The sequence below is a fragment of the Allobosea sp. TAF32 genome (assembly GCF_052113585.1).
GTDB lineage: Bacteria > Pseudomonadota > Alphaproteobacteria > Rhizobiales > Beijerinckiaceae > Allobosea.
This window is the reverse complement of record NZ_JBFRDM010000008.1, coordinates 90,975-110,054: the sequence shown is the minus strand read 5'-3', so window position 1 is coordinate 110,054 and position 19,080 is coordinate 90,975. Positions and strand designations below refer to the sequence as shown.

Here is a 19,080-nt window from a genome sequence, read left to right as displayed (position 1 = left end):
GTGGGGAGGTGACTCTACGCGTCAATTAGGGACGGGTTGGGGCGGGCGCAACCGGTGCCGGCGTCGCCGGGCTACGCGGTTCCTCCGCCGGGGCCTCGGTGGCTTCCTCCGGCTTCTGCTTTTTCAGCAGATTCTTGATGAAATCGGCATTCACATCCTGCGGCAGCATCGCGAGCAGCGAGCGCCCGGTCTCCTCCAGCACAGGCTTGGCCTTGGCGTCCTTGGCCCAGGTCGGCATCTTCTCGTTGCCGACCAGACCGGTGAAGAACAGGTAGCCGATCACCGCCAGCAGCAGGCCGCGCGCGGCGCCGAAGACGAAACCGAGCGTGCGGTCGAGCGCGCCGATGCGCGAGTCGAGCACGAAGTCGGAAATCTTGGCCGTCACGATCGAGACCACGATCAGTGTGGCGAGAAACAGCGCGGCGATCGAGGCGACGAGGGCGATCGTGTCCTGCGCCGAGCTTGCCGGGATGTATTGCTTGACGAAGGGCAAGAGCTGCGGGTGGAACACCCAGGCGACCGCGGCGGCGGCGACCCAGGAGGCGATCGCAAGCACTTCGCGCGTAAAGCCGCGGACGGCAGCGAGCAAAGCCGAGATCAGAACCACGCCGATGACGACGAGATCGAGAATGGTTACAGGCATGGGAGGGCCGCTTTGCTGTGGTCTGGTGCCGGCCGGCCGCAAATAGGGTGACCGTTTCGGCTTTGCTATACGCGTTCCCGCCGTCTGCGTCACCCTTTCGGGGAAGTCATTTCACATCTCTGCGAGGCGCGCGCGCGGCAATATCGGCAACGAGTTCCGTGACATGGCCGAAACGGCGCAGATTGAGTCCGCCGCCATCGCCGTGATCCGCTCCGCCGGCAGGCATCAGCGCGGCCTCGAAACCGAGCTTGGCGGCCTCCCGCAGGCGGGCCGGCGTCACCGAAACCGGCCGAATCGCGCCTGAGAGCGCGATCTCGCCGAAGTACACGCCGTGCGGCGGCAAGGTCGCGCCGCTGAGCGAGGACACCAGCGCGGCCGCGACCGCGACATCGGCCGCCGGCTCGTTGACGCGCAGGCCACCAGCGACATTGAGATAGACGTCGTGCTGCCCGAGTCGCAGGCCGCCATGCGTTTCGAGCACGGCGAGCACCATGGCAAGACGGCTGTTCTCCCAGCCGACCACGGCGCGGCGCGGCGTGCCGAGCGCCGTCGGCGCGACCAGCGCCTGGATCTCGACCAGGACCGGCCGAGTGCCTTCGATGCCAGCGAAGACCGCCGCGCCCGGCGCCGGCTGGTCACGTCCCGCGAGGAAGAGCGCCGAGGGATTGGTGACCTCCGACAGCCCCTTGCCGGTCATCTCGAAGACGCCGATCTCGTCGGTGGCGCCGAAGCGGTTCTTCTGGCCGCGCAGGATGCGGAAGGCATGGGCCCCTTCGCCCTCGAAGGAGAGCACCGCATCGACCATGTGCTCGACCACGCGCGGGCCGGCGATCTGTCCGTCCTTGGTGACGTGGCCGACGAGGATCAGGCAGACGCCGCTGGTCTTGGCATAGCGGATCAGCGCCTGCGCCGAGCCGCGCACCTGCGTCACCGTGCCCGGCGCGCTCTCGACCTCGCCCGACCACATGGTCTGGATCGAGTCGATGACGACGAGGGCAGGGCGCGCGCCCTGGCCGAGCGTCGCGATGATGTCCTCGACATTGGTCTCGGCCGCAAGATCGACCGGCGCCTCCGCCAGCCCCATGCGCTCGGCGCGCAGCCTGACCTGCCCGGTGGATTCCTCGCCCGAGACATAGACGACGCGCCGGCCGGAATTGGCGAGCGCGGCGCAGGCCTGCATCAGCAGCGTCGACTTGCCAATGCCGGGATCGCCGCCGATCAGCAGCACCGAACCCGGCACGAAGCCGCCGCCGGTGACGCGGTCGAGCTCGCCGATGCCTGAGACGATGCGCGGGGCATCCTGCGTCTCGCCCTTCAGCGTCTCCAGCGCGAAGACGCGGCCGCGCGCCCGCCCGTTCGAGGACGGCCTGCCCCCGCCCGGGACGGGCGCAACCTGCGCGTCCTCGACCAGAGAGGACCATGTCCCGCAGGCGTCGCACTTGCCCTGCCAGCGGTGATAGACCGCGCCGCAGGCCTGGCAGCGATAGGTTGGGCCCCGCTTTGCCATCAGCCGCCGATATAGCGGCGCTCGTAGCGCCGTCCGAGGCTGGTCAGGACCTCGTAGCCGATCGTCTTGGCGCCGGCGCCGACCGCTTCGAGGTCGAGCCGATCGCCGATCAGCGTCACGCTTGCCCCGCGCTGGGCGGCGTCTGCCGGAGCATCGGTCACGTCGATGATGATCAGGTCCATCGAGACGGTGCCAACGAAGGGGCAGAGGACGCCGTCCAGCAGGGCCGAGCCGCCGGTCGTGGCATCGGTCCAGCTGCCGTTGCGCGGATAGCCATCGGCATAGCCCAGGTTGATCGTCGCGAGCTTGCGCTTGCCCTTGGCGGTCCAGCGGCCGTTATAGCCGACCTGAGTGCCGCCCTCGACGTCACGGACCTGGATGATCCGCGCTTCCAGCCCGATGACGGGCTGCATCGGATTCGGCCTGCCAGGCGTCGGGTTGCCGCCATAGAGCGCATAGCCCGGCCGGGTGAGCTGGTAGGACGGGCAATCCTCAAGAAAATGGCCCGAAGAGTTCTTCAGCGACGCCGGAAGACCGGGGAGAGCCGCCACGATCTCGGCGAAGGCCGCGATCTGGCGGGCATTGGCCGGATCGGTCTTGTCCTCCGACGACGCGAAATGGCTCATCACCAGACCGATATCGGCCGCTGCGATCACGCCGGATTTCTCGCGGGCGAGATTGAGCCCTTCGCCGGGCCAGAGCCCGAGCCGGTTCATCGCGGTGTCGACATGCAATGCGGCAGGGCGCGTCCTGGCGCCGCTCTGCCGGAACGAGGCCCATTCCAGCAATTCCTCATGCGAGCCGAGGACGGGCGAGAGCGCATGCTCGGCATAGGCGCCGCAGGTGCCGGGCAAGAGCCCGTTCAGCACATAGATCGCCGCTCCGGGCGCGGCCTTGCGAGCGCGAATGCCCTCCGAGACATGCGCGACGAAGAAGCTCTTGCAGCCGGCCTTCGCCAGCGCCGTCACGACCGGCTCGATGCCCAGCCCATAGGCATCGGCCTTGACGACGGCGCCTGCCTCGGCACCGGCCCGCTTGCCGAGAAGGCGCCAGTTCGCCACCAGCGCGTCGAGGTCGATCGTCAGCGTCGCGCCAAAGGCGCCGGTATCAAGTTGTCCTGCAGACATCATTCACGGTCCGGGAGGCGGAGGTCGTCGGCGCGGTCGGAGAAGCGCGTCACATCGGCGTCGAACTGCAAGGCCACGGCCCCGGTCGGGCCATGGCGCTGCTTGCCGATGATCAGCTCGGCGACGCCGTGCATGGCCTCCATCTCGATCTGCCACTTGTTGTGTTCTTCGGTGCCGGGGCGCGGCTCCTTGCCCTTGAGGTAATATTCCTCGCGGTAGACGAACATCACAACGTCGGCGTCCTGCTCGATAGAGCCGGATTCGCGCAGGTCCGAGAGCTGCGGGCGCTTGTCGTCGCGGCTCTCGACCTGACGCGAGAGCTGGGAAAGGGCGATGATCGGGACGTTCAGTTCCTTTGCCAGCGCCTTCAGGCTCGTCGTGATCTCGGTCAGCTCCTGCACGCGGTTCTGTCCCGCCTTGGACGAGCCGGAGAGAAGCTGGAGATAGTCGATGAAGAGGACGTCGAGCCCCTTCTGGCGCTTGAGGCGGCGGGCTCGCGCCATCAACTGTGCGATCGAAATGCCGCCGGTCTGGTCGATATAGAGGGGCAGTTTCTCGATTTGCGCGGCGACGTCGGTCAGCCGGGCGAAATCGCCCTCGGTGATGCGGCCCTGCCTGATCTTGTAGGAGGAGATGCTGGATTGCTCGGCGACGATACGGGTCGCGAGCTGATCCGCCGACATTTCGAGCGAGAAGAAGCCGACGATGCCACCGTCGACGCTCTTGATCGTGCCGTCTTCCTGCCGCTCGCCGCGCCAGGCCTTGGCGATGTTGAAGGCGATGTTGGTGGCAAGCGAGGTCTTGCCCATGGCGGGGCGGCCGGCAAGCACGAGCAGGTCGGAGCGCTGCAGCCCGCCCATGCGCTGGTCGACGTCGCGCAGGCCGGTGGAGATGCCGGAGAGGCCGCCGGCGCGCTGATAGGCGCTTGCCGCCATATCGATGGCGAGGCGAAGCGCCCCGTCGAATTTCTGGAAGCCGCCTTCGTAGCGGCCCTTTTCCGCCAATTCGTAGAGCTTGCGCTCGGCTTCCTCGATCTGCTCGCGCGGCGGCATCTCGACGGGCGCGTCATAGGCGACGTTGACGAGATCCTCGCCGACGCCGATGAGCTGCCGGCGCACTGCCAGGTCATAGATCGTGCGGCCATAGTCGCCGGCATTGATGACGGTCGTCGCCTCGGCGGCGAGGCGGGCGAGATACTGGCTCGGCGTGATCTCGCCGAGATCGAGATCGTTGACGAAGGTCTTGAGCGTGATAGGCGTCGCGATCTTGCCGGCCCGGATCAGGCTCGCCACCAGCTCGAAGACGCGCTGGTGGATCGGCTCGAAGAAGTGGTCCGGCAGCAGGAAGTCGGAGACGCGATAGAAGGCGTCGTTGTTGACCAGGATCGCGCCCAGCAGCGCCTGCTCGGCCTCGATGTTGTGAGGCTGGACGCGATAGTCCGGCTCACGGTTTTCGAGGCGGGTGACGAGGGCTGTCGCGGAGGCCATGGCTGCCTTGATAGGTAGGGGCGGGCTTACGTCTCAAGCCGACATTCGGCCGCGGTACACGGAACGCAAGGCGGCTGCTGAGTCGGAAGACATCTAGCTTAGCATCCCGACAACACCTGCCAGTAGGACGGCGCGCGATCCACGCCTTTGCACAGGCGACAGAACGAAAAAGGCGCCGTGTTGCCACGGCGCCCTTGACTCGTTTGGGGAGCTGTAAGGCTCAGCGATCGTCGTCGCCGGCCTCGGCCAGCGCCGCGCCGACCTCGAGGCCGAGATCGTCGAGATCGAACTTCTCCTGGGCCGTGACGTTCTCGCCGGCAGCCTGACGGTCGGCTTCCTGGGCCGAGCGGGCGATGTTGACGGTGATCGTGACCGAGACTTCCGGATGCAGCACGACCGGGACGGTGTGCAGGCCGAGGGTCTTGATCGGGGTGTTCAGCGTCACCTGGCCGCGCGAGACGTGGAAGCCGTCCTTGGTCAGCGCCTCGGCGATGTCACGGGTCGAGACCGAACCGTACAGCACGCCGGACTCGCCGGACTGGCGCAGGATGGTGACGCTCTGGCCGTTCAGGCGCTCGGCGACCGAATCGGCCTCCGACTTAAGCTCGAGGTTGCGGGTCTCTAGCTCGAGCTTCTGGCTCTCGAAGCGCTTCTTGTTGTCCTCGGTGGCGCGCAGCGCCTTGCCGCGAGCGAGCAGGTAGTTGCGGCCGAAGCCGTCGCGGACGCGGACGATGTCGCCCATCTGGCCAAGCTTGGCGACGCGCTCGAGCAGGATCACTTCCATGGGTCTTCTCCTTGATGTCTTAGGTCTGGGTTTCAGGAATGGGTAGGCGGAGGCGGCAGCGCGACCCGCTTGCGCAGGCCGAAAAGCGTATCGGCGAGGCCGGCGAGCGCCAGCAGCGGCGTCAGCACGGCCTGCATCACGATGAGCGCGACATAGACCGAGACCAGCATCGGCAGCCGCCAGGAGCGGCCGCGCGAGATGTCGTGCAACAGGCAGAGCCCGCTGAACATGAAGGCGGCGAACAGCGCGCCGACCATGGCGGTCGCGGCGACGCCGATGAAGCCGCCCATCGCCGCAACCACGGCAGCGGCGGCGAGGAGCAGCAGCGCCTGGCGCGGCAGGGAGGCCGACGGAATGAAGGGCCAGGGCCGCGGCAGGCGGTCGGACATCTTCACGGTCCGCGCCGCGAGCCAGAGATTGGCGGTGATGGTGGTGACGAAGGAGGCGCCGATGCCGAGCGGCACGGCCGGCGCGAGGCTCTGCGCGAGCTCCTTCACCTGGACGTCGGCAGGCAGCGCGACCAGCTTGCCGCGCACCATCTCGTTCAGCAGGTTCTCGATCATGCGCGCAATCACCGAACGATAGGTCTCGTAGTCGGTGGTCATCACCAGCGCGCTGCCGACGGTGGCGATCGCGGCAGTGGCGGCGATCCAGAGCAGAAGATTGCCGAGCGGATACCACTCGATTCCGCCCTGGGCGTTGCCGCGGGCGAGCAAGGCGAGATAGGCGATCCACCAGGCCGGCAGGCCGATGATCAGGGCGAAGGCGATGCCGCCTGTCGGGGCCAGCGCCACCGCAACGGCGAGCGCGCCGGCAGCCGTGGCGAACAGCCCGGAACGGTGGTTCCAGCCGAGCGAGGCAATGAAGATCGGGAGGGGAGCGGCAGAATACAGCAAAGCTGCCAGCGGCGATCCGGTGATCACCACTGAGAAGAGCAGGGCCGAAACGAGGCCCGCGCCGATGCCGACTATCGGAATCATACGTCCGTCCTGCTGTCCCGCTGCTCGCAAGCCTTCCGGCTCGGCAGGGTGAGAGGCGCTTGGGCCTCAACGAACCCGGTGGAGTTTCACCGCCAGGCGACTGGTTGATCTTGAAAGCGAGAACCGGAGGCGCGGGAGGCGCCTCCGGGCATTATCGATATCCGGAACCGATCGAACGGATCAGCGGATGACGTAGGGCAGCAGGCCGAGGAAGCGGGCGCGCTTGATCGCCTGGGCGAGCTCGCGCTGCTTCTTGGCGGAGACCGCCGTGATGCGGGACGGAACGATCTTGCCGCGCTCGGAGATGTAGCGCGAGAGCAGACGCACGTCCTTGTAGTCGATCTTCGGGGCGCCTTCGCCCGAGAAGGGGCAGGATTTGCGGCGGCGGAAGAAGGGGCGGCGGGCGCCAGCGGATGCAGTCGACATGGATCAGGCCTCCGCTTCGGCGGTTTCGGTCGCTTCGTCTTCACGACGCGGACGATCACGGCGCGGGCCGCGCTCGAAACGGTCGCCGCCGCGCTCCGGACGGTCGTCGCGGTCACGCTTCTGGAGCATGGCCGACGGAGCTTCCTCCAGTTCCTCGACGCGGACGGTCAGGAAGCGCAGGATGTCTTCGTTGATGCGCATCTGGCGCTCCATCTCCAGCACGGCGGCGGAGGGAGCCTCGATGTTCAGCAGCGTGTAGTGAGCCTTGCGGTTCTTCTTGATGCGGTAGCCGAGGGACTTGACGCCCCAGTACTCGACCTTGCGGATGGCGCCGCCATTCGCTTCGATCACGCCCTTGAACTGCTCGACAAGAGCTTCGACCTGCTGCGCGCTGACATCCTGCCGCGCGAGCAGCACATGCTCGTATAATGCCATATGTGGCCTTCCTTGTTTCACCCTGCTTCGCCCGGCGCGGAGCCCTCCGAGCCCTGGATAAGGCCCGACAGGATTTCTTCGAAGGCGGAGACACGGGATGACGACTCCATCGGAGCCTGCGCTGAACCCTTGCGGGCGTGCGCCATCCGTTCAGCCTCCGGCCGAACAAGCAGGAGGCGGTCGTTACAGCGTTCGCGGCATCATGGCAATCGGAATCTCGCCCAAACGGCCTGGCATATGCGGAAAACTTGGCCTCCGCGCTTGACTTGGCGGCAGAACCGATGTGACAGCCGCGTCATATAAGACGAATGGTGAAGACCGGGGCGTTTCACAGCATGACGACAGCGTTCATCTTTCCGGGCCAGGGCTCGCAGGCGGTCGGCATGGGCAAGAGCCTGGCCGAGAACTTTCCCGTCGCGAAGTCGGTCTTCGACGAGGTCGATGCGGCGCTGTCGCAGAAGCTCTCTGCGGTGATGTGGGAAGGCCCCTCGGAGGAGCTGACCCTTACCGCCAACGCCCAGCCGGCGCTGATGGCGGTCAGCCTCGCGGTGGTGCGCGTGCTCGAGGCCGAAGCCGGACTCGATCTGAAGCGCGACGCTGCTTTCGTCGCCGGCCATTCGCTCGGCGAGTATTCGGCGCTTGCCGCTGCCGGCACCTTCTCCATCGCGGACGCCGCCCGGCTGCTGCGCATCCGCGGCGACGCCATGCAGAAGGCGGTTCCAGCCGGGCAGGGCGCGATGGCGGCCCTTCTCGGGGCCGAGCTGGACCAGGCCCGTGCGATCGCCGCCGATGCGGCGCAGGGCGAGGTCTGCGAGGCTGCGAACGACAATGGCGGCGGCCAGGTGGTCCTGTCCGGTGCGAAGGCGGCGGTCGAGCGGGCGATCGCGCTCGCGGGCGAGCGCGGCGTTAAGCGCGCCATGCTGCTGCCGGTCTCCGCTCCGTTCCATTGCGCCCTGATGCAGCCGGCTGCCGATGCGATGCGCGAGGCGCTGGCGAAGGTTACGATGCAGGCCCCGGTCGTGCCGGTGATGGCCAATGTCGGCGCCGCGCCCCTCAGCGCTCCGGAGGCGATCCGGGGTTCGCTCGTGGCACAGGTCACCGGTACCGTGCGCTGGCGCGAATGCGTCCAGGCGATGGCGGCCGCCGGCGTCACCGATTTCGTCGAACTCGGCAGCGGCAAGGTGCTCGCCGGCCTGGTCAAGCGTATCGTCGCCGGTTCGTCGCCGGTGTCGATCGGCACGGCAGAGGATATCGCCGCCTACAAGGCCCGCGGCGCCTGACGGCGCGGGCCCGGAGCGGGCAAGAACGGCAGAACGCCGAAAAGGGAGCGAACATGTTTGATCTGACCGGCCGCAAGGCCCTGGTCACCGGCGCGACCGGCGGCCTTGGCGGAGCCATCGCACGGACCCTGCATGCGCAGGGCGCGAGTGTCGCGATCTCCGGCACGCGGGCCGAGGCGCTGGAGGCGCTCGCGGCCGAACTCGGCGAGCGCGTCGTCGTGGCGCCCTGCAACCTGTCGGACAAGGAATCGGTCGAGGCGCTGGTGCCGGCGGCCGAGGACAAGCTCGGTGGACTCGACATCCTCGTGAACAATGCCGGCATCACCCGCGACAACCTGTTCATTCGCCTGAAGGACGAGGATTGGGACAACGTTCTCGCCGTCAACCTGACGGCCGCCTTCCGCCTCTCGCGCGCGGCCGTGAAGTCGATGATGCGCAAGCGTTACGGTCGAATCGTCTCGATCGGCTCCGTCGTCGGCACGATGGGCAATCCGGGGCAGGGCAACTACGCCGCCGCCAAGGCCGGCCTGATCGGCATGTCGAAGGCGCTCGCCGCCGAGGTCGCCAGCCGGAATATCACGGTCAATGTGGTCGCTCCCGGATTCATCGAGTCGCCGATGACGCAAGCCCTGAACGAGAAGCAGCGCGAGAGCATTCTCTCCGATGTGCCGATGGGCCGGCTGGGTGCGGGCGCCGACATTGCCGCCGCCGTCGCCTTTCTCGCTAGCGCCGAGGCGGGTTATGTCACCGGCCAGACGCTGCACGTGAACGGCGGAATGGCAATGATCTAAGGGCGTTAGCGCCATTTCCAGTTTGGTTTTGATAACGTCGCGGCGCTCTCGCCAGCCTTGAAAGGTTATGTTAACTAGCGCCGTCGCGCTGCTGGCGAGCGAGCCGAGGGGACTTGACGAAACCTCGGTTGTTGCGTTTTTGCAGGCTTCGAGCTTTCCGGATCGCGGACATCGTCACGATGGCGCGGCGGCTCGGAATGAAAGTCCATAACGCGCGTCGCGCTCTGCGATGCGTTTTCAGTTTCTAAGGAAGAGACTCATGAGCGATGTCGCCGAGCGCGTGAAGAAGATCGTGGTCGAGCACCTCGGCGTCGAGCCCGAGAAGGTTGTCGATGGCGCCAACTTCATCGAAGACCTGGGTGCGGACAGCCTCGACACCGTCGAGCTCGTGATGGCCTTCGAGGAAGAGTTCGGCGTCGAGATCCCGGACGATGCGGCCGAGACGATCGTGACGGTCGGCGACGCCGTGAAGTTCCTCTCGGCGAAGAGCGCGTGATCGGCCTTTCAGGCTGATCGACACAGAAAACATCATGGCTTCTCGCAGTTTTCCGATGCGGCGCGTTGTCGTGACCGGGCTCGGCATGGTGACGCCGCTCGCTTGCGGCGTCGAGCCGACCTGGGCGCGTCTTCTGGCCGGAGCCAGCGGCGCCGGCCCCATCACCAGCTTCGATGCCAGCGACCTGCCGGCGCAGATCGCCTGCAACATCCCGCGGGGTGACGGCAGCGACGGGACATATAATCCCGATGACTGGATGGAGCCGAAGGAACAGCGCAAGGTCGACGAATTCATCGTCTTTGCGATGGCCGCGGCCACCCAGGCGCTGAAGGACGCCGGCTGGAAGCCGGAAAGCTATGAGGACCAGATCCGGACCGGTGTCGCCATCGGGTCCGGCATCGGCGGGCTGGGAGGCATCTACGAAGCCTCCCTCCTGCTCAAGGAGCGGGGGCCGCGCCGGCTCTCGCCCTTCTTCATTCCCGGGCGCCTCATCAATCTGGCTTCCGGCTATGTCTCGATCGAGCATGGACTCAAGGGCCCGAACCACGCGGCTGTGACGGCCTGCTCGACCGGTGCGCATGCCATCGGCGACGCCTCGCGCATGATCGCGCTGGGCGATGCGGACGTCATGGTTGCGGGCGGCGCCGAATCTGCCGTCAACCGCATCGGTATTGCCGGCTTCTGCGCCTGCCGGGCGCTGTCTACCGGTTTCAACGATACGCCGGAGAAAGCGTCGCGTCCTTACGACAAGGACCGTGACGGCTTCGTCATGGGCGAGGGCGCCGGGGTCGTCGTGCTCGAGGAACTCGAGCACGCGCTGGCCCGTGGCGCGCACATCTATGCCGAGATCCTCGGCTACGGCATGTCCGGCGACGCCTATCACATTACCTCGCCGGCCGAGGATGGCGATGGCGCCTATCGCTGCATGCAGGCCGCGCTCGGACGGGCCGGTATCGCGGCGGCGGATCTCGACTACATCAACGCGCACGGCACCTCGACGCCTCTCGGCGACGAGATCGAGCTGCGCGCCGTCGAGCGCCTGCTCGCCAACGCTCCGAAGCGACCCTCGATGTCCTCGACCAAATCGGCGACCGGCCATCTGCTGGGCGCAGCCGGAGCGATCGAGGCGATCTTCACGGTGCTGGCGATCCGCGATCAGATCGCTCCGCCGACCATCAATCTCGACAACCCCTCCGTCGAGACTGATATCGATCTCGTCCCGCATGTCGCGCGCAAGCGCGAGATCGACTACGCCCTGTCCAACTCCTTCGGCTTCGGCGGCACCAACGCTTCGCTGGTCCTGCGGCGCTATCACCCCGGCAATTGATCCGGAAGGGTCAGCGCCGTTTTGCCATAATGTTGGGTAGAGTTTGGCGCCAGCGTTGGCGAATGCATGATTCCGCGTTCACAGCCATAGGGAAACCGGCTCTAATGGGGCGATTTCAAATTTGATGCGCCTCAGGCCGGAAGCGCCCCGGCGCCCGGCCGTACCGAGACATTCTATTTTATGCTGCGAGCGTCTTGATCGTGAATGATACGCCCCGCGTCGCCCCGAAGAGTCCGAGCGAGGCCCTCAAGCCCGTAGCGCCCCCGGCGCCGCCGCCGAAGGCGCGTCGCCGTCGCCGCAGTCCCTTCCTGTCGATGCTGAGCGGTCTTTTCACGATCGCGCTCGTCGGCGCCGGCGTCGTCGGCGCGGGAATCGCCGTGGTCTCCAGCCAGAGCAAGTCGCCGGGCCCGCTTGCGAGTGACCGCGTCCTGATCATTCCGAAGGAAAGCGGGCTGACAGAGATCGCGGAGCTGCTGCAGCGCGAGGGGCTGGTCGAGCATCCGCTGAGCTTCCGCATCGCGGCGATCGTCGGCGGCGACTGGCACAAGCTTCAGGCCGGCGAATACCTGTTCAAGGCGCGCGTCAGCCCGAAGGAGATTCTCGACATCATTTCCAGCGGCAAGGTGGTCGAGCATTCGATCACCGTACCGGAAGGGCTGACGAGCGAGCAGATCGTCGAGCGGCTGCGCAACAACGAGCTTTTGACCGGCGAGATCGCCCAGGCGCCAAAGGAAGGCTCGATCCTGCCGGACACCTATCGGTTCCCGCGTGGCTTCTCGCGGCAGGCGATCATCGATCGCATGGCGCGCGATCAGCGCGTGATTCTTGCGCGGATCTGGGAGCGTCGTCCTGCCGACCTGCCGGTCAAGACGCCGCAGGAACTCGTGATCCTCGCCTCGATCGTGGAGAAGGAGACCGGCCGCGCGGATGAGCGCCCGCGCGTCGCCGGCGTCTTCATCAACCGCCTGAACCAGAAGATGAAGCTGCAGTCCGACCCGACGATCGTCTACGGCCTCGTCGGCGGCAAGGGCACGCTCGGCCGCCCGATCCAGCGCAACGAGATCACGCAGGCGACGCCCTACAACACCTATGTCATCACCGGCCTGCCCCCGGGGCCGATCGCCAACCCCGGCCGCGCCGCGATGGAGGCCGTGGTCAATCATTCGCGGACGAAGGAACTCTACTTCGTCGCCGATGGCAGCGGCGGTCATGCCTTCGCCGAGACGCTCGATCAGCACAACCGCAATGTCGGCCGTTGGCGCCAGATCGAGACGACGCGCAGCCAGCAGCAGGGCGGAAAGCCCTCAGGCGACGTGGTTGACAAGATCGAGCCTCCGGCAGGCCCAGACAACCGGACCGAAGCTCCGGCCACCGACAACAACGGCGTGCCCGTGGCCCAGCCGGCCGGCACTGTGGCGGGCACCCGCGCCCGCGCATTCGATGCCTCGGAAGGGACAGCGCGCGATCCGCTGCTCAACAAGACCTTCGATCTGAACTCGCCCAAGCAGGTTCCGCAGCTCAAGCCCTGAGCGGCTGCCCATCGCCGCGCGGGTCATCCCCATTTTCCGCTGTTGCGGCGCTTGCCGCGGCCGGAGCGCGCCACTACGGTCCCGCCGCATCACTAGATCGCCGCGCGTCCTTTCGGATGCGAAGTGGCGATCTAGCTGTTTGTTTCAGCATCGGATTGGTCCGAAAAGTGGATTCCACTTTTCGGTCCGATGCTTCAGAGGAGCGGCAGGGCCATGGCCATCGAAAGCATGACGGGCTTTGCCCGCGCCGCGGGAACCGCCGGCATCCATGGCTGGGCGTGGGAGATTCGCAGCGTCAACGGACGCGGGCTCGATCTGCGCGTCCGGGTGCCCCCCGGCTTCGAGGCGCTCGCCGAAGCCGCGCGCAAGCATCTGGCCGGGGCCTTCGCCCGCGGCACACTGCACGTCAATCTGGCCGTCACTAGTGACGCCGGCCCGCCGCGTCCGCGCATCAACGAGGCCGTTCTTGTTGCCTTGCTGCAGGCGGTCGAGCGGCTGCCCCCAGCGGCAGGGATCAACCCGCCATCCTATGATGGCTTGCTCGGCATTCGCGGCGTCGTCGAATTCGCTGACGAAGCGCAGGACATCCTGGGCGCTGTGGAGGCTCCGGCGCTCGCTGGCCTGGAGGCAGCGGCTCTCGCTCTCAAGGAGGCCCGTTCCGCCGAGGGGCGCGCTTTGGCGGCGATCCTTCTCGGCCACCTTGAAACCATTGCGCGGCTCGCCGGCGAAGCTGAGCAGCATCCGGCGCGCAGCAGCGAGGCCATCCGGGCGCGCATTGCCGCGCAGGTCGAGACCCTGCTCGGCGCCAATAACGGTTTCGATCCGCAGCGCCTGCATCAGGAGGCGGCGCTGCTTGCGGTGCGTGCCGATATCCGCGAGGAGATCGACCGGCTGCAGGCCCATGTCGGCGCGCTGCGCGAGCTCCTGGCCAAAGGTGGGCCGATCGGCCGCAAGCTCGATTTTCTGGCGCAGGAGTTCGGGCGCGAGGCCTCGACGCTCTGCGCCAAGGCCAATGATCCCGGCCTGTCGCGCATCGGACTGGAACTTCGCACTGTCGTCGACCAGTTGCGCGAGCAAGTTCAGAACGTGGAGTGAGCCTTGATGGCCGAAACGACCCGTCCGGCCCGGCGCGGCCTGATGCTGATCCTGTCTTCGCCGTCAGGTGCCGGCAAATCGACGCTGACGCGCAATCTCTGCCAGCGCGAAACCAATATCGACCTGTCCGTCTCGGTCACCACCCGGGAGCGGCGGGCCTCGGAGATCGACGGCGTCCATTACCGCTTCATCGATCGCGACACCTTCGAGGCGCTGCGCGATCATGACGATTTGCTCGAATGGGCCGAAGTTCATGGCAATTGCTATGGCACGCCGCGCAAGCCGGTCGAGGCGGCGCTGGCGCGTGGGCGCGACGTGCTGTTCGACATCGACTGGCAGGGCACGATGCAGATCGTCGAGAAGGCGCGCGAGGATGTCGTGACGATCTTCATCCTGCCGCCCTCGATGGCGGAGCTGCGCTCGCGGCTGGTGCGCCGCGCCGAGGACGCGCAGGAGGTCATCGCCAAGCGACTCGCAAACGCTCGTTCCGAGATCGCACGCTGGGAAAAATACGATTACGTCATCGTCAATGACGATCTGAACGACGCTTATGACTCGATCAAGGCCATCCTCACCGCCGAGCGGCTCAAGCGCAGCCGTGCGATCGGCCTCGCCGATTTCGTCGAGACTCTGCTCGACGAGCCGACGCCCTGAACGCGGCGCAGTCGGCCTGGCGGCCGGCTGACCCAGATCGCTCTACCGCCTGGCGCCGAGCGCGTTGGCCAGCGCGACGAAGCCGGAAACCGAGATTTCTTCGGCTCGTGCCGTCTCGAGAAGGCCGGCATCGGCGATGATCGGCGCAGGGTCCGACAGCACCGCCTTCAGGCTCTGCCGCAGCATCTTGCGCCGCTGTCCGAAGGCCGCGAGCGTCACCCGTTCGAGCAGGCGTCGATCGCAGGGTTCCGGCTGCTCGCGCGGGACGAGCTGGACGACCGAGGAGGTGATCTTCGGCGGCGGCACAAACGCGCTGCGCGGCACGTCGAACAAGATCCGCGTCTCGCAGCGCCAGTTCGACAGCACGGCGAGCCGGCCGTAATCCGCGCGTTGTTCCGGCGTCGCGACGATCCGCTCGGCCACCTCGCGCTGGAACATCAGTGTTAGTGAGCTCCACCAGGACGGCCAGGGTTCGAGGCTGAGCCAGCCGACCAGCAGCGGCGTGCCGATATTGTACGGCAGGTTGGCGACGATCTTCGCACGCTCGCCCTTGAGATGGGGGGACAAATCCACGGCGAGCGCATCGCCGTCGATGATTTCCAATCGCCCGGGATAATGTGCCGCGATCTCAGCCAGCGCGGGCAGGCAGCGCCGGTCGCGCTCGATCGCAATCACCCTCCCGGCACCGTTGGCGAGCAGGGCCCGCGTCAATCCGCCGGGGCCCGGACCAATTTCCACGATTGTCTCGCCTTCGAGAGGGCCGGCGGCTCTCGCGATGCGGCTGGTCAGGTTGAGGTCGAACAGGAAATTCTGGCCGAGCGCTTTCTGTGCCATCAGGCCATGGCGTTCGACCACCTCGCGCAGCGGCGGCAGATCGTCGATCTGACTCATAATGCGGCCACCTGCATCGGACCCTCGGCCATGCGTGCCGCAAGCTTCAGCGCGGCGCAGAGGCTATCGGGCCGCGCGATGCCCTTGCCGGCGATGTCGAAGGCCGTGCCATGGTCCGGAGAAGTCCGAATGAAGGGCAGGCCGAGCGTAACGTTGACGCCTTCGTCGAAGGCGATGGTTTTGATCGGGATCAGCGCCTGATCATGATACATCGCCAGCGCCACGTCGTATCCAGCCCGCGCCCGGGCGTGGAACATCGTGTCCGCCGGATAGGGACCGCGCGCATCGATGCCTTCCGACTGCAGCGCGGCGATCGCGGGGGCAATGACCGCCATCTCCTCGCCGCCCATTGCGCCACTTTCGCCGGCATGGGGATTGAGGCCGCTGAAGGCGAGGCGCGGCGCGGCGATGCCGAAGCGGGCTTTCAGCTCGGCTGCGACGATGCGCGCGGTGTCCACGATGAGATCGGTCGTCAACAGCTCCGGCACCCGGCGCAGCGGCTCATGGATCGTGATCGGCACGACCGCGAGCTCGTCGCACCATAGCATCATCACCGGTCGCGGCGCGTTCCCGCCGGCCGCGGAGAGATGGGCAAGGTACTCGGTGTGGCCGGGATGCCGGAAGCCGGACTGGTAGAGCACCGATTTCGCGATCGGGTTGGTCACGACGGCGGCTGCCCTGCCAGCCATGACGGCGGCCACCGCCGTGTCGATCGCAGCGATTGTCGAGGGCGCAGTGGCCGGGTTGGGCCGGCCGGGTTCGGCTTTGGCGGCAGCTGCGAGGGCGATGCAGGGCAAGGCTTCCGGAAATGCATTCTCGACCTCGCCCCAGTCGCAGATGCGTAGCGGGACGTGCCATCCCAATCGGTTCGCCAACCCGGCAAGATCGCCGGGGCTCGCGATGCAGGCGAAGGCCGGCAGATCGCGCTCCCGGCGCTCGAGCCAAGCGCGCAAAGCGAGCTCGGGGCCGATACCAGCCGGATCGCCCTGTGTCAGCGCAAGCGGCAATAGCGGCAAGGCAGAACTCCGCGTCGAAAAGGAAACGGGCCGCCTCGGCGGCCCGGATATCGTCACTGACTGACGCCGTCAGCCGATGAGCCGCTGCCGCCAAGATTCTGCGAATAGGCAAGTTCGCCCAACGTGCGCAGTTCGAGACGGAACATGACCGTGCGGGTATCCTTGGTCGCGCCCGACTGGCGGTCGGCATTGCTTTGCGAATAGCTGATGTCGAAAATCGTGCACTCGTCGGTATAGTTGACGCCGAACGAGGTCGAGGCGGTCTGGAACGGACCCGTGTTGGGATAGACGGGGACCGCCGTGACCGCAGGTGCCGCGAGATAGGCGGCATAAGCGTTGCGATAGAGCTCGCGGTCGTACTTGTATTTGTCGAGATCGAACAGCACGCCGGCCCGCAGGCGCCAGTTGTCGGCAACGCGCAGCGAACCGTTGAGCGACAGGCCTTCTCGCCGGCGCGAGATGCCGAGTTCGGGCTGCGGCTCGTAGCGACCGTAGCCGACCGAGGCCGTGATAACGCTGTTCGCATAGGTCGCGGCCGCGTCGATCCGCTGCGCTTCGAAGGTCGTCGAGTTCAGACGCGCGGCCCCGGTCAGGAAGAAACCCTTGAACGGCGAAAGCTGCGCACGGGTGACGATGTCCGAGCTGTTCGTGTCGAGGCCGGAGTTGAGGCCGGTATTGACAAGGTCGCCGGTGGCAAAGGAGTTGCGCCCGCCGAGCTGGAAGGACTGGCCGACGAGGAGATTGGCGAAAGCCTCCTTGCCGAACCGGCCGGTATAGAGCGCGCCGACATTGGCGCGGGTGCCGCCCTCGACGCGGTCATAGCCTGAGAACTTGCCGCTCCATTCGAACAGGTTCGTGGCGTCGAAGACGAGGCTCTGGGCGTCCTCGTTGGCGAGACGCACGCTGTGCGTCTCGTTCGGCCGCGCCACGATCTGCGCAACCGGCTCGATGATATGGGTGCCCCAGTCGGTCTTCGCGACGAAGGGGTAGCGATACATGAGGCCGATGGCCGGCATCACCCGGCCGAAGACCTCGTCGGAGGTGTCCGCGATCGTCGAGACGCGCGAGTTGATGACGCTGCTAGTGTCGGGGTTGACCGAGAAGACGTCCGCGCGAACCGAAGCGTAGGGCGTCCACATCTGTCCGAGCGGATCGATGAAGTTGCGCCGCCAGGAAACCTCGGCCGTCGCGCGCGAGACATTGCCGGCGAGGCCGCGCACCAGGCAGGTGCTCTTCTGGTAGACCGCGCAGCCATCATAGAGGGAGTAGGTCGGGCTCGTGATCAGGAAGGTCTTCTGCTGCGGCAATTCCGTGAATGCGGCGGTGTCGCGATGCAGGCTGGTGACGTTGACGGTGAATTCTAGCTCACCACCGAGGAAGGACGGCTTGTGGACGCGCTTGTCGTAATCCAGCACAGGCAGCACCATCGGCTGCTGCTTCTGCCAGTCCTGGTAGTTCAGCGGCTGGAAATAATAGCCGCGCAGATCGAACCAGGCGGTCGCGCTCTGGCCGTTCAGATAGGCTGTCGAGATCGATTCCTGCAGATAGGTCGTGGTGCTGAAGGCCTCGTTCTTGATGCGGTAGTTCTTGTAGAACCAGCGGTCCGTCGACATCGAGGCGTTCCAGCCGAACGACCAGTTCTGATTGATGTAGAACTTGCCGTTTGTCTCGACCGAGCCGCGGAACTCCTTGTCACGCGGGCCGAGCGGGCTCGCGAGGAAGGCCTCCTGGTCTTGCTGAAAGATGCCCGACGCGCGGATGGTGTAGGAGCCGTTGACCAGTCGATGACGCCACTCGGCCTGCCCGAGCACGCCCTGACGGGTGAGGAAGGTCGGGGTTAGCGTCAGGTCGTAATTCGGCGCCAGATTGAGGAAATACGGCAGGCCGACACCGAAACCCAGCGCCGAGGTGTTGATGAATCGCGGCGAGAGGAAACCGGATTTCCGCTTCACCGTCGAATCCGGGCCCGACATGTACGGCAGGTAGGCCATCGGGATGCCGGCGAATTCCAGCCGGGCGTCCTCGTAGTAGATCGTTTGCTCGGATTTCTTGTGGATGATCCGGGCCGCGCGAACCTGCCAGAGCGGCGGCTTCTCGGGGTTGTCCTTGCAGGGCTCGCAGGCGGTGTAGATGCCCTTGTCGAAAATGAACGTTTCGCCGTCGGTCCGCTCTGCGCGCGGGGCGGAGAAACGCGTGCGGTCCGGGTTCACGACGCGCAGGGAATCGATGAAGCCGTCGCGGAAATCATCGGTAAGGTTGAACCTGTCGCCGGTGATGACCGTGCCGTTGGTTTCTGTGATGCGGGCGTTGCCGATGGCGGTGACCCGCTTGTTGGCCTGGTCGTAGATGACGCGATCGGCCTCGATCGTCCGACCCTGATAGAGAATCTGGACGTCACCGACGGCCGCGACCGTCTTCTTGTCGTTGTCGTAAACGAGTTCGCGCGCATCGACGACCATCCGCTCCTGCGGCTTGGCGGCGGCAGCGGCGGGCGCAGGCTTAGAGCCGGCCGCCCGATTCTGGGCATAGGCCGGCCCGGCCAGCAGGTAGGCCAAGCTGGAGGCGAGAGCGGTCGCCGCAGCAAAGCGAGCCGCGCGAGTCACGCCCGAAAC

The 19,080-nt window shown here is 66.5% G+C and carries 18 protein-coding genes; 7 read left to right on the top strand and 11 right to left on the bottom strand.

From position 1 onward, the window contains the following. Positions 1-25 precede the first annotated feature (25 nt). The 8 genes from AB4Z16_RS17600 to rpsF all read right to left on the bottom strand — a co-directional run bounded on the left by AB4Z16_RS17600 (position 26) and on the right by rpsF (position 7,389). The gene (locus tag AB4Z16_RS17600) at positions 26-643 is read right to left on the bottom strand and encodes a CvpA family protein (protein WP_441512658.1); all 618 of its coding nucleotides are present in this window, start codon (positions 641-643) and stop codon (positions 26-28) included. Positions 644-749: 106 nt separating this feature from the next. Next, entirely contained in the window at positions 750-2,150 is a 1,401-nt protein-coding gene (radA, locus tag AB4Z16_RS17595; protein WP_441512657.1) for a DNA repair protein RadA, read from the bottom strand. Then, positions 2,150-3,277: an alanine racemase gene (gene alr / locus AB4Z16_RS17590; RefSeq protein ID WP_441513074.1), complete on the bottom strand. Its 1,128-nt coding sequence runs from the start codon at positions 3,275-3,277 to the stop codon at positions 2,150-2,152. The genes radA and alr overlap by 1 nt, the downstream gene beginning before the upstream one ends. After that, entirely contained in the window at positions 3,277-4,764 is a 1,488-nt protein-coding gene (locus AB4Z16_RS17585; RefSeq protein ID WP_441512656.1) for a replicative DNA helicase, read from the bottom strand. The genes alr and AB4Z16_RS17585 overlap by 1 nt, the downstream gene beginning before the upstream one ends. 220 nt (positions 4,765-4,984) lie before the next feature. Then, positions 4,985-5,548: a 50S ribosomal protein L9 gene (gene rplI, locus AB4Z16_RS17580; protein ID WP_441512655.1), complete on the bottom strand. Its 564-nt coding sequence runs from the start codon at positions 5,546-5,548 to the stop codon at positions 4,985-4,987. A 32-nt stretch (positions 5,549-5,580) separates the two neighbouring features. Next, the gene (locus tag AB4Z16_RS17575; RefSeq protein ID WP_441512654.1) at positions 5,581-6,528 is read right to left on the bottom strand and encodes a DUF2232 domain-containing protein; all 948 of its coding nucleotides are present in this window, start codon (positions 6,526-6,528) and stop codon (positions 5,581-5,583) included. Positions 6,529-6,708: 180 nt separating this feature from the next. Beyond that, positions 6,709-6,954, bottom strand: a complete 246-nt coding sequence (gene rpsR, locus AB4Z16_RS17570) for a 30S ribosomal protein S18 (protein WP_038367644.1) — start codon at positions 6,952-6,954, stop codon at positions 6,709-6,711. Between the two features lie 3 nt (positions 6,955-6,957). After that, positions 6,958-7,389, bottom strand: coding sequence for a 30S ribosomal protein S6 (gene rpsF / locus AB4Z16_RS17565; RefSeq protein ID WP_441512653.1), 432 nt, complete (start codon positions 7,387-7,389; stop codon positions 6,958-6,960). A 335-nt stretch (positions 7,390-7,724) separates the two neighbouring features. On the opposite strand from rpsF, the gene fabD reads away from it, so the two are divergent. From fabD to gmk, 7 genes are all read left to right on the top strand, one after another. Continuing rightward, positions 7,725-8,669 (top strand): ACP S-malonyltransferase, encoded by a 945-nt coding sequence (fabD, locus tag AB4Z16_RS17560; RefSeq protein WP_441512652.1) that lies wholly within the window; start codon positions 7,725-7,727, stop codon positions 8,667-8,669. 53 nt (positions 8,670-8,722) lie between these two features. Beyond that, positions 8,723-9,460, top strand: coding sequence for a 3-oxoacyl-[acyl-carrier-protein] reductase (gene fabG / locus AB4Z16_RS17555; protein ID WP_441512651.1), 738 nt, complete (start codon positions 8,723-8,725; stop codon positions 9,458-9,460). Between the two features lie 259 nt (positions 9,461-9,719). Continuing rightward, positions 9,720-9,956: an acyl carrier protein gene (locus AB4Z16_RS17550; RefSeq protein WP_149128804.1), complete on the top strand. Its 237-nt coding sequence runs from the start codon at positions 9,720-9,722 to the stop codon at positions 9,954-9,956. A gap of 55 nt (positions 9,957-10,011) precedes the next feature. After that, entirely contained in the window at positions 10,012-11,283 is a 1,272-nt protein-coding gene (gene fabF, locus AB4Z16_RS17545; protein ID WP_441513073.1) for a beta-ketoacyl-ACP synthase II, read from the top strand. 200 nt (positions 11,284-11,483) lie between these two features. Next, positions 11,484-12,812, top strand: a complete 1,329-nt coding sequence (gene mltG / locus AB4Z16_RS17540; protein WP_441512650.1) for an endolytic transglycosylase MltG — start codon at positions 11,484-11,486, stop codon at positions 12,810-12,812. 213 nt (positions 12,813-13,025) lie between these two features. Further along, entirely contained in the window at positions 13,026-13,907 is an 882-nt protein-coding gene (locus AB4Z16_RS17535; protein WP_441512649.1) for a YicC/YloC family endoribonuclease, read from the top strand. A gap of 6 nt (positions 13,908-13,913) precedes the next feature. Next, positions 13,914-14,561 (top strand): guanylate kinase, encoded by a 648-nt coding sequence (gmk, locus tag AB4Z16_RS17530; RefSeq protein ID WP_441512648.1) that lies wholly within the window; start codon positions 13,914-13,916, stop codon positions 14,559-14,561. Between the two features lie 42 nt (positions 14,562-14,603). Here the strand turns inward: gmk and rsmA are convergent, their stop codons facing one another. From rsmA to AB4Z16_RS17515, 3 genes are read right to left on the bottom strand one after another with little or no spacing between them, the layout of a single operon-like run. Then, positions 14,604-15,452, bottom strand: coding sequence for a 16S rRNA (adenine(1518)-N(6)/adenine(1519)-N(6))-dimethyltransferase RsmA (rsmA, locus tag AB4Z16_RS17525; protein WP_441512647.1), 849 nt, complete (start codon positions 15,450-15,452; stop codon positions 14,604-14,606). Beyond that, the gene (gene pdxA / locus AB4Z16_RS17520; protein ID WP_441512646.1) at positions 15,449-16,468 is read right to left on the bottom strand and encodes a 4-hydroxythreonine-4-phosphate dehydrogenase PdxA; all 1,020 of its coding nucleotides are present in this window, start codon (positions 16,466-16,468) and stop codon (positions 15,449-15,451) included. The genes rsmA and pdxA overlap by 4 nt, the downstream gene beginning before the upstream one ends. A 53-nt stretch (positions 16,469-16,521) precedes the next feature. Then, the gene (locus AB4Z16_RS17515) at positions 16,522-19,071 is read right to left on the bottom strand and encodes an LPS-assembly protein LptD (RefSeq protein ID WP_441512645.1); all 2,550 of its coding nucleotides are present in this window, start codon (positions 19,069-19,071) and stop codon (positions 16,522-16,524) included. Between the last annotated feature and the right edge of the window lie 9 nt (positions 19,072-19,080).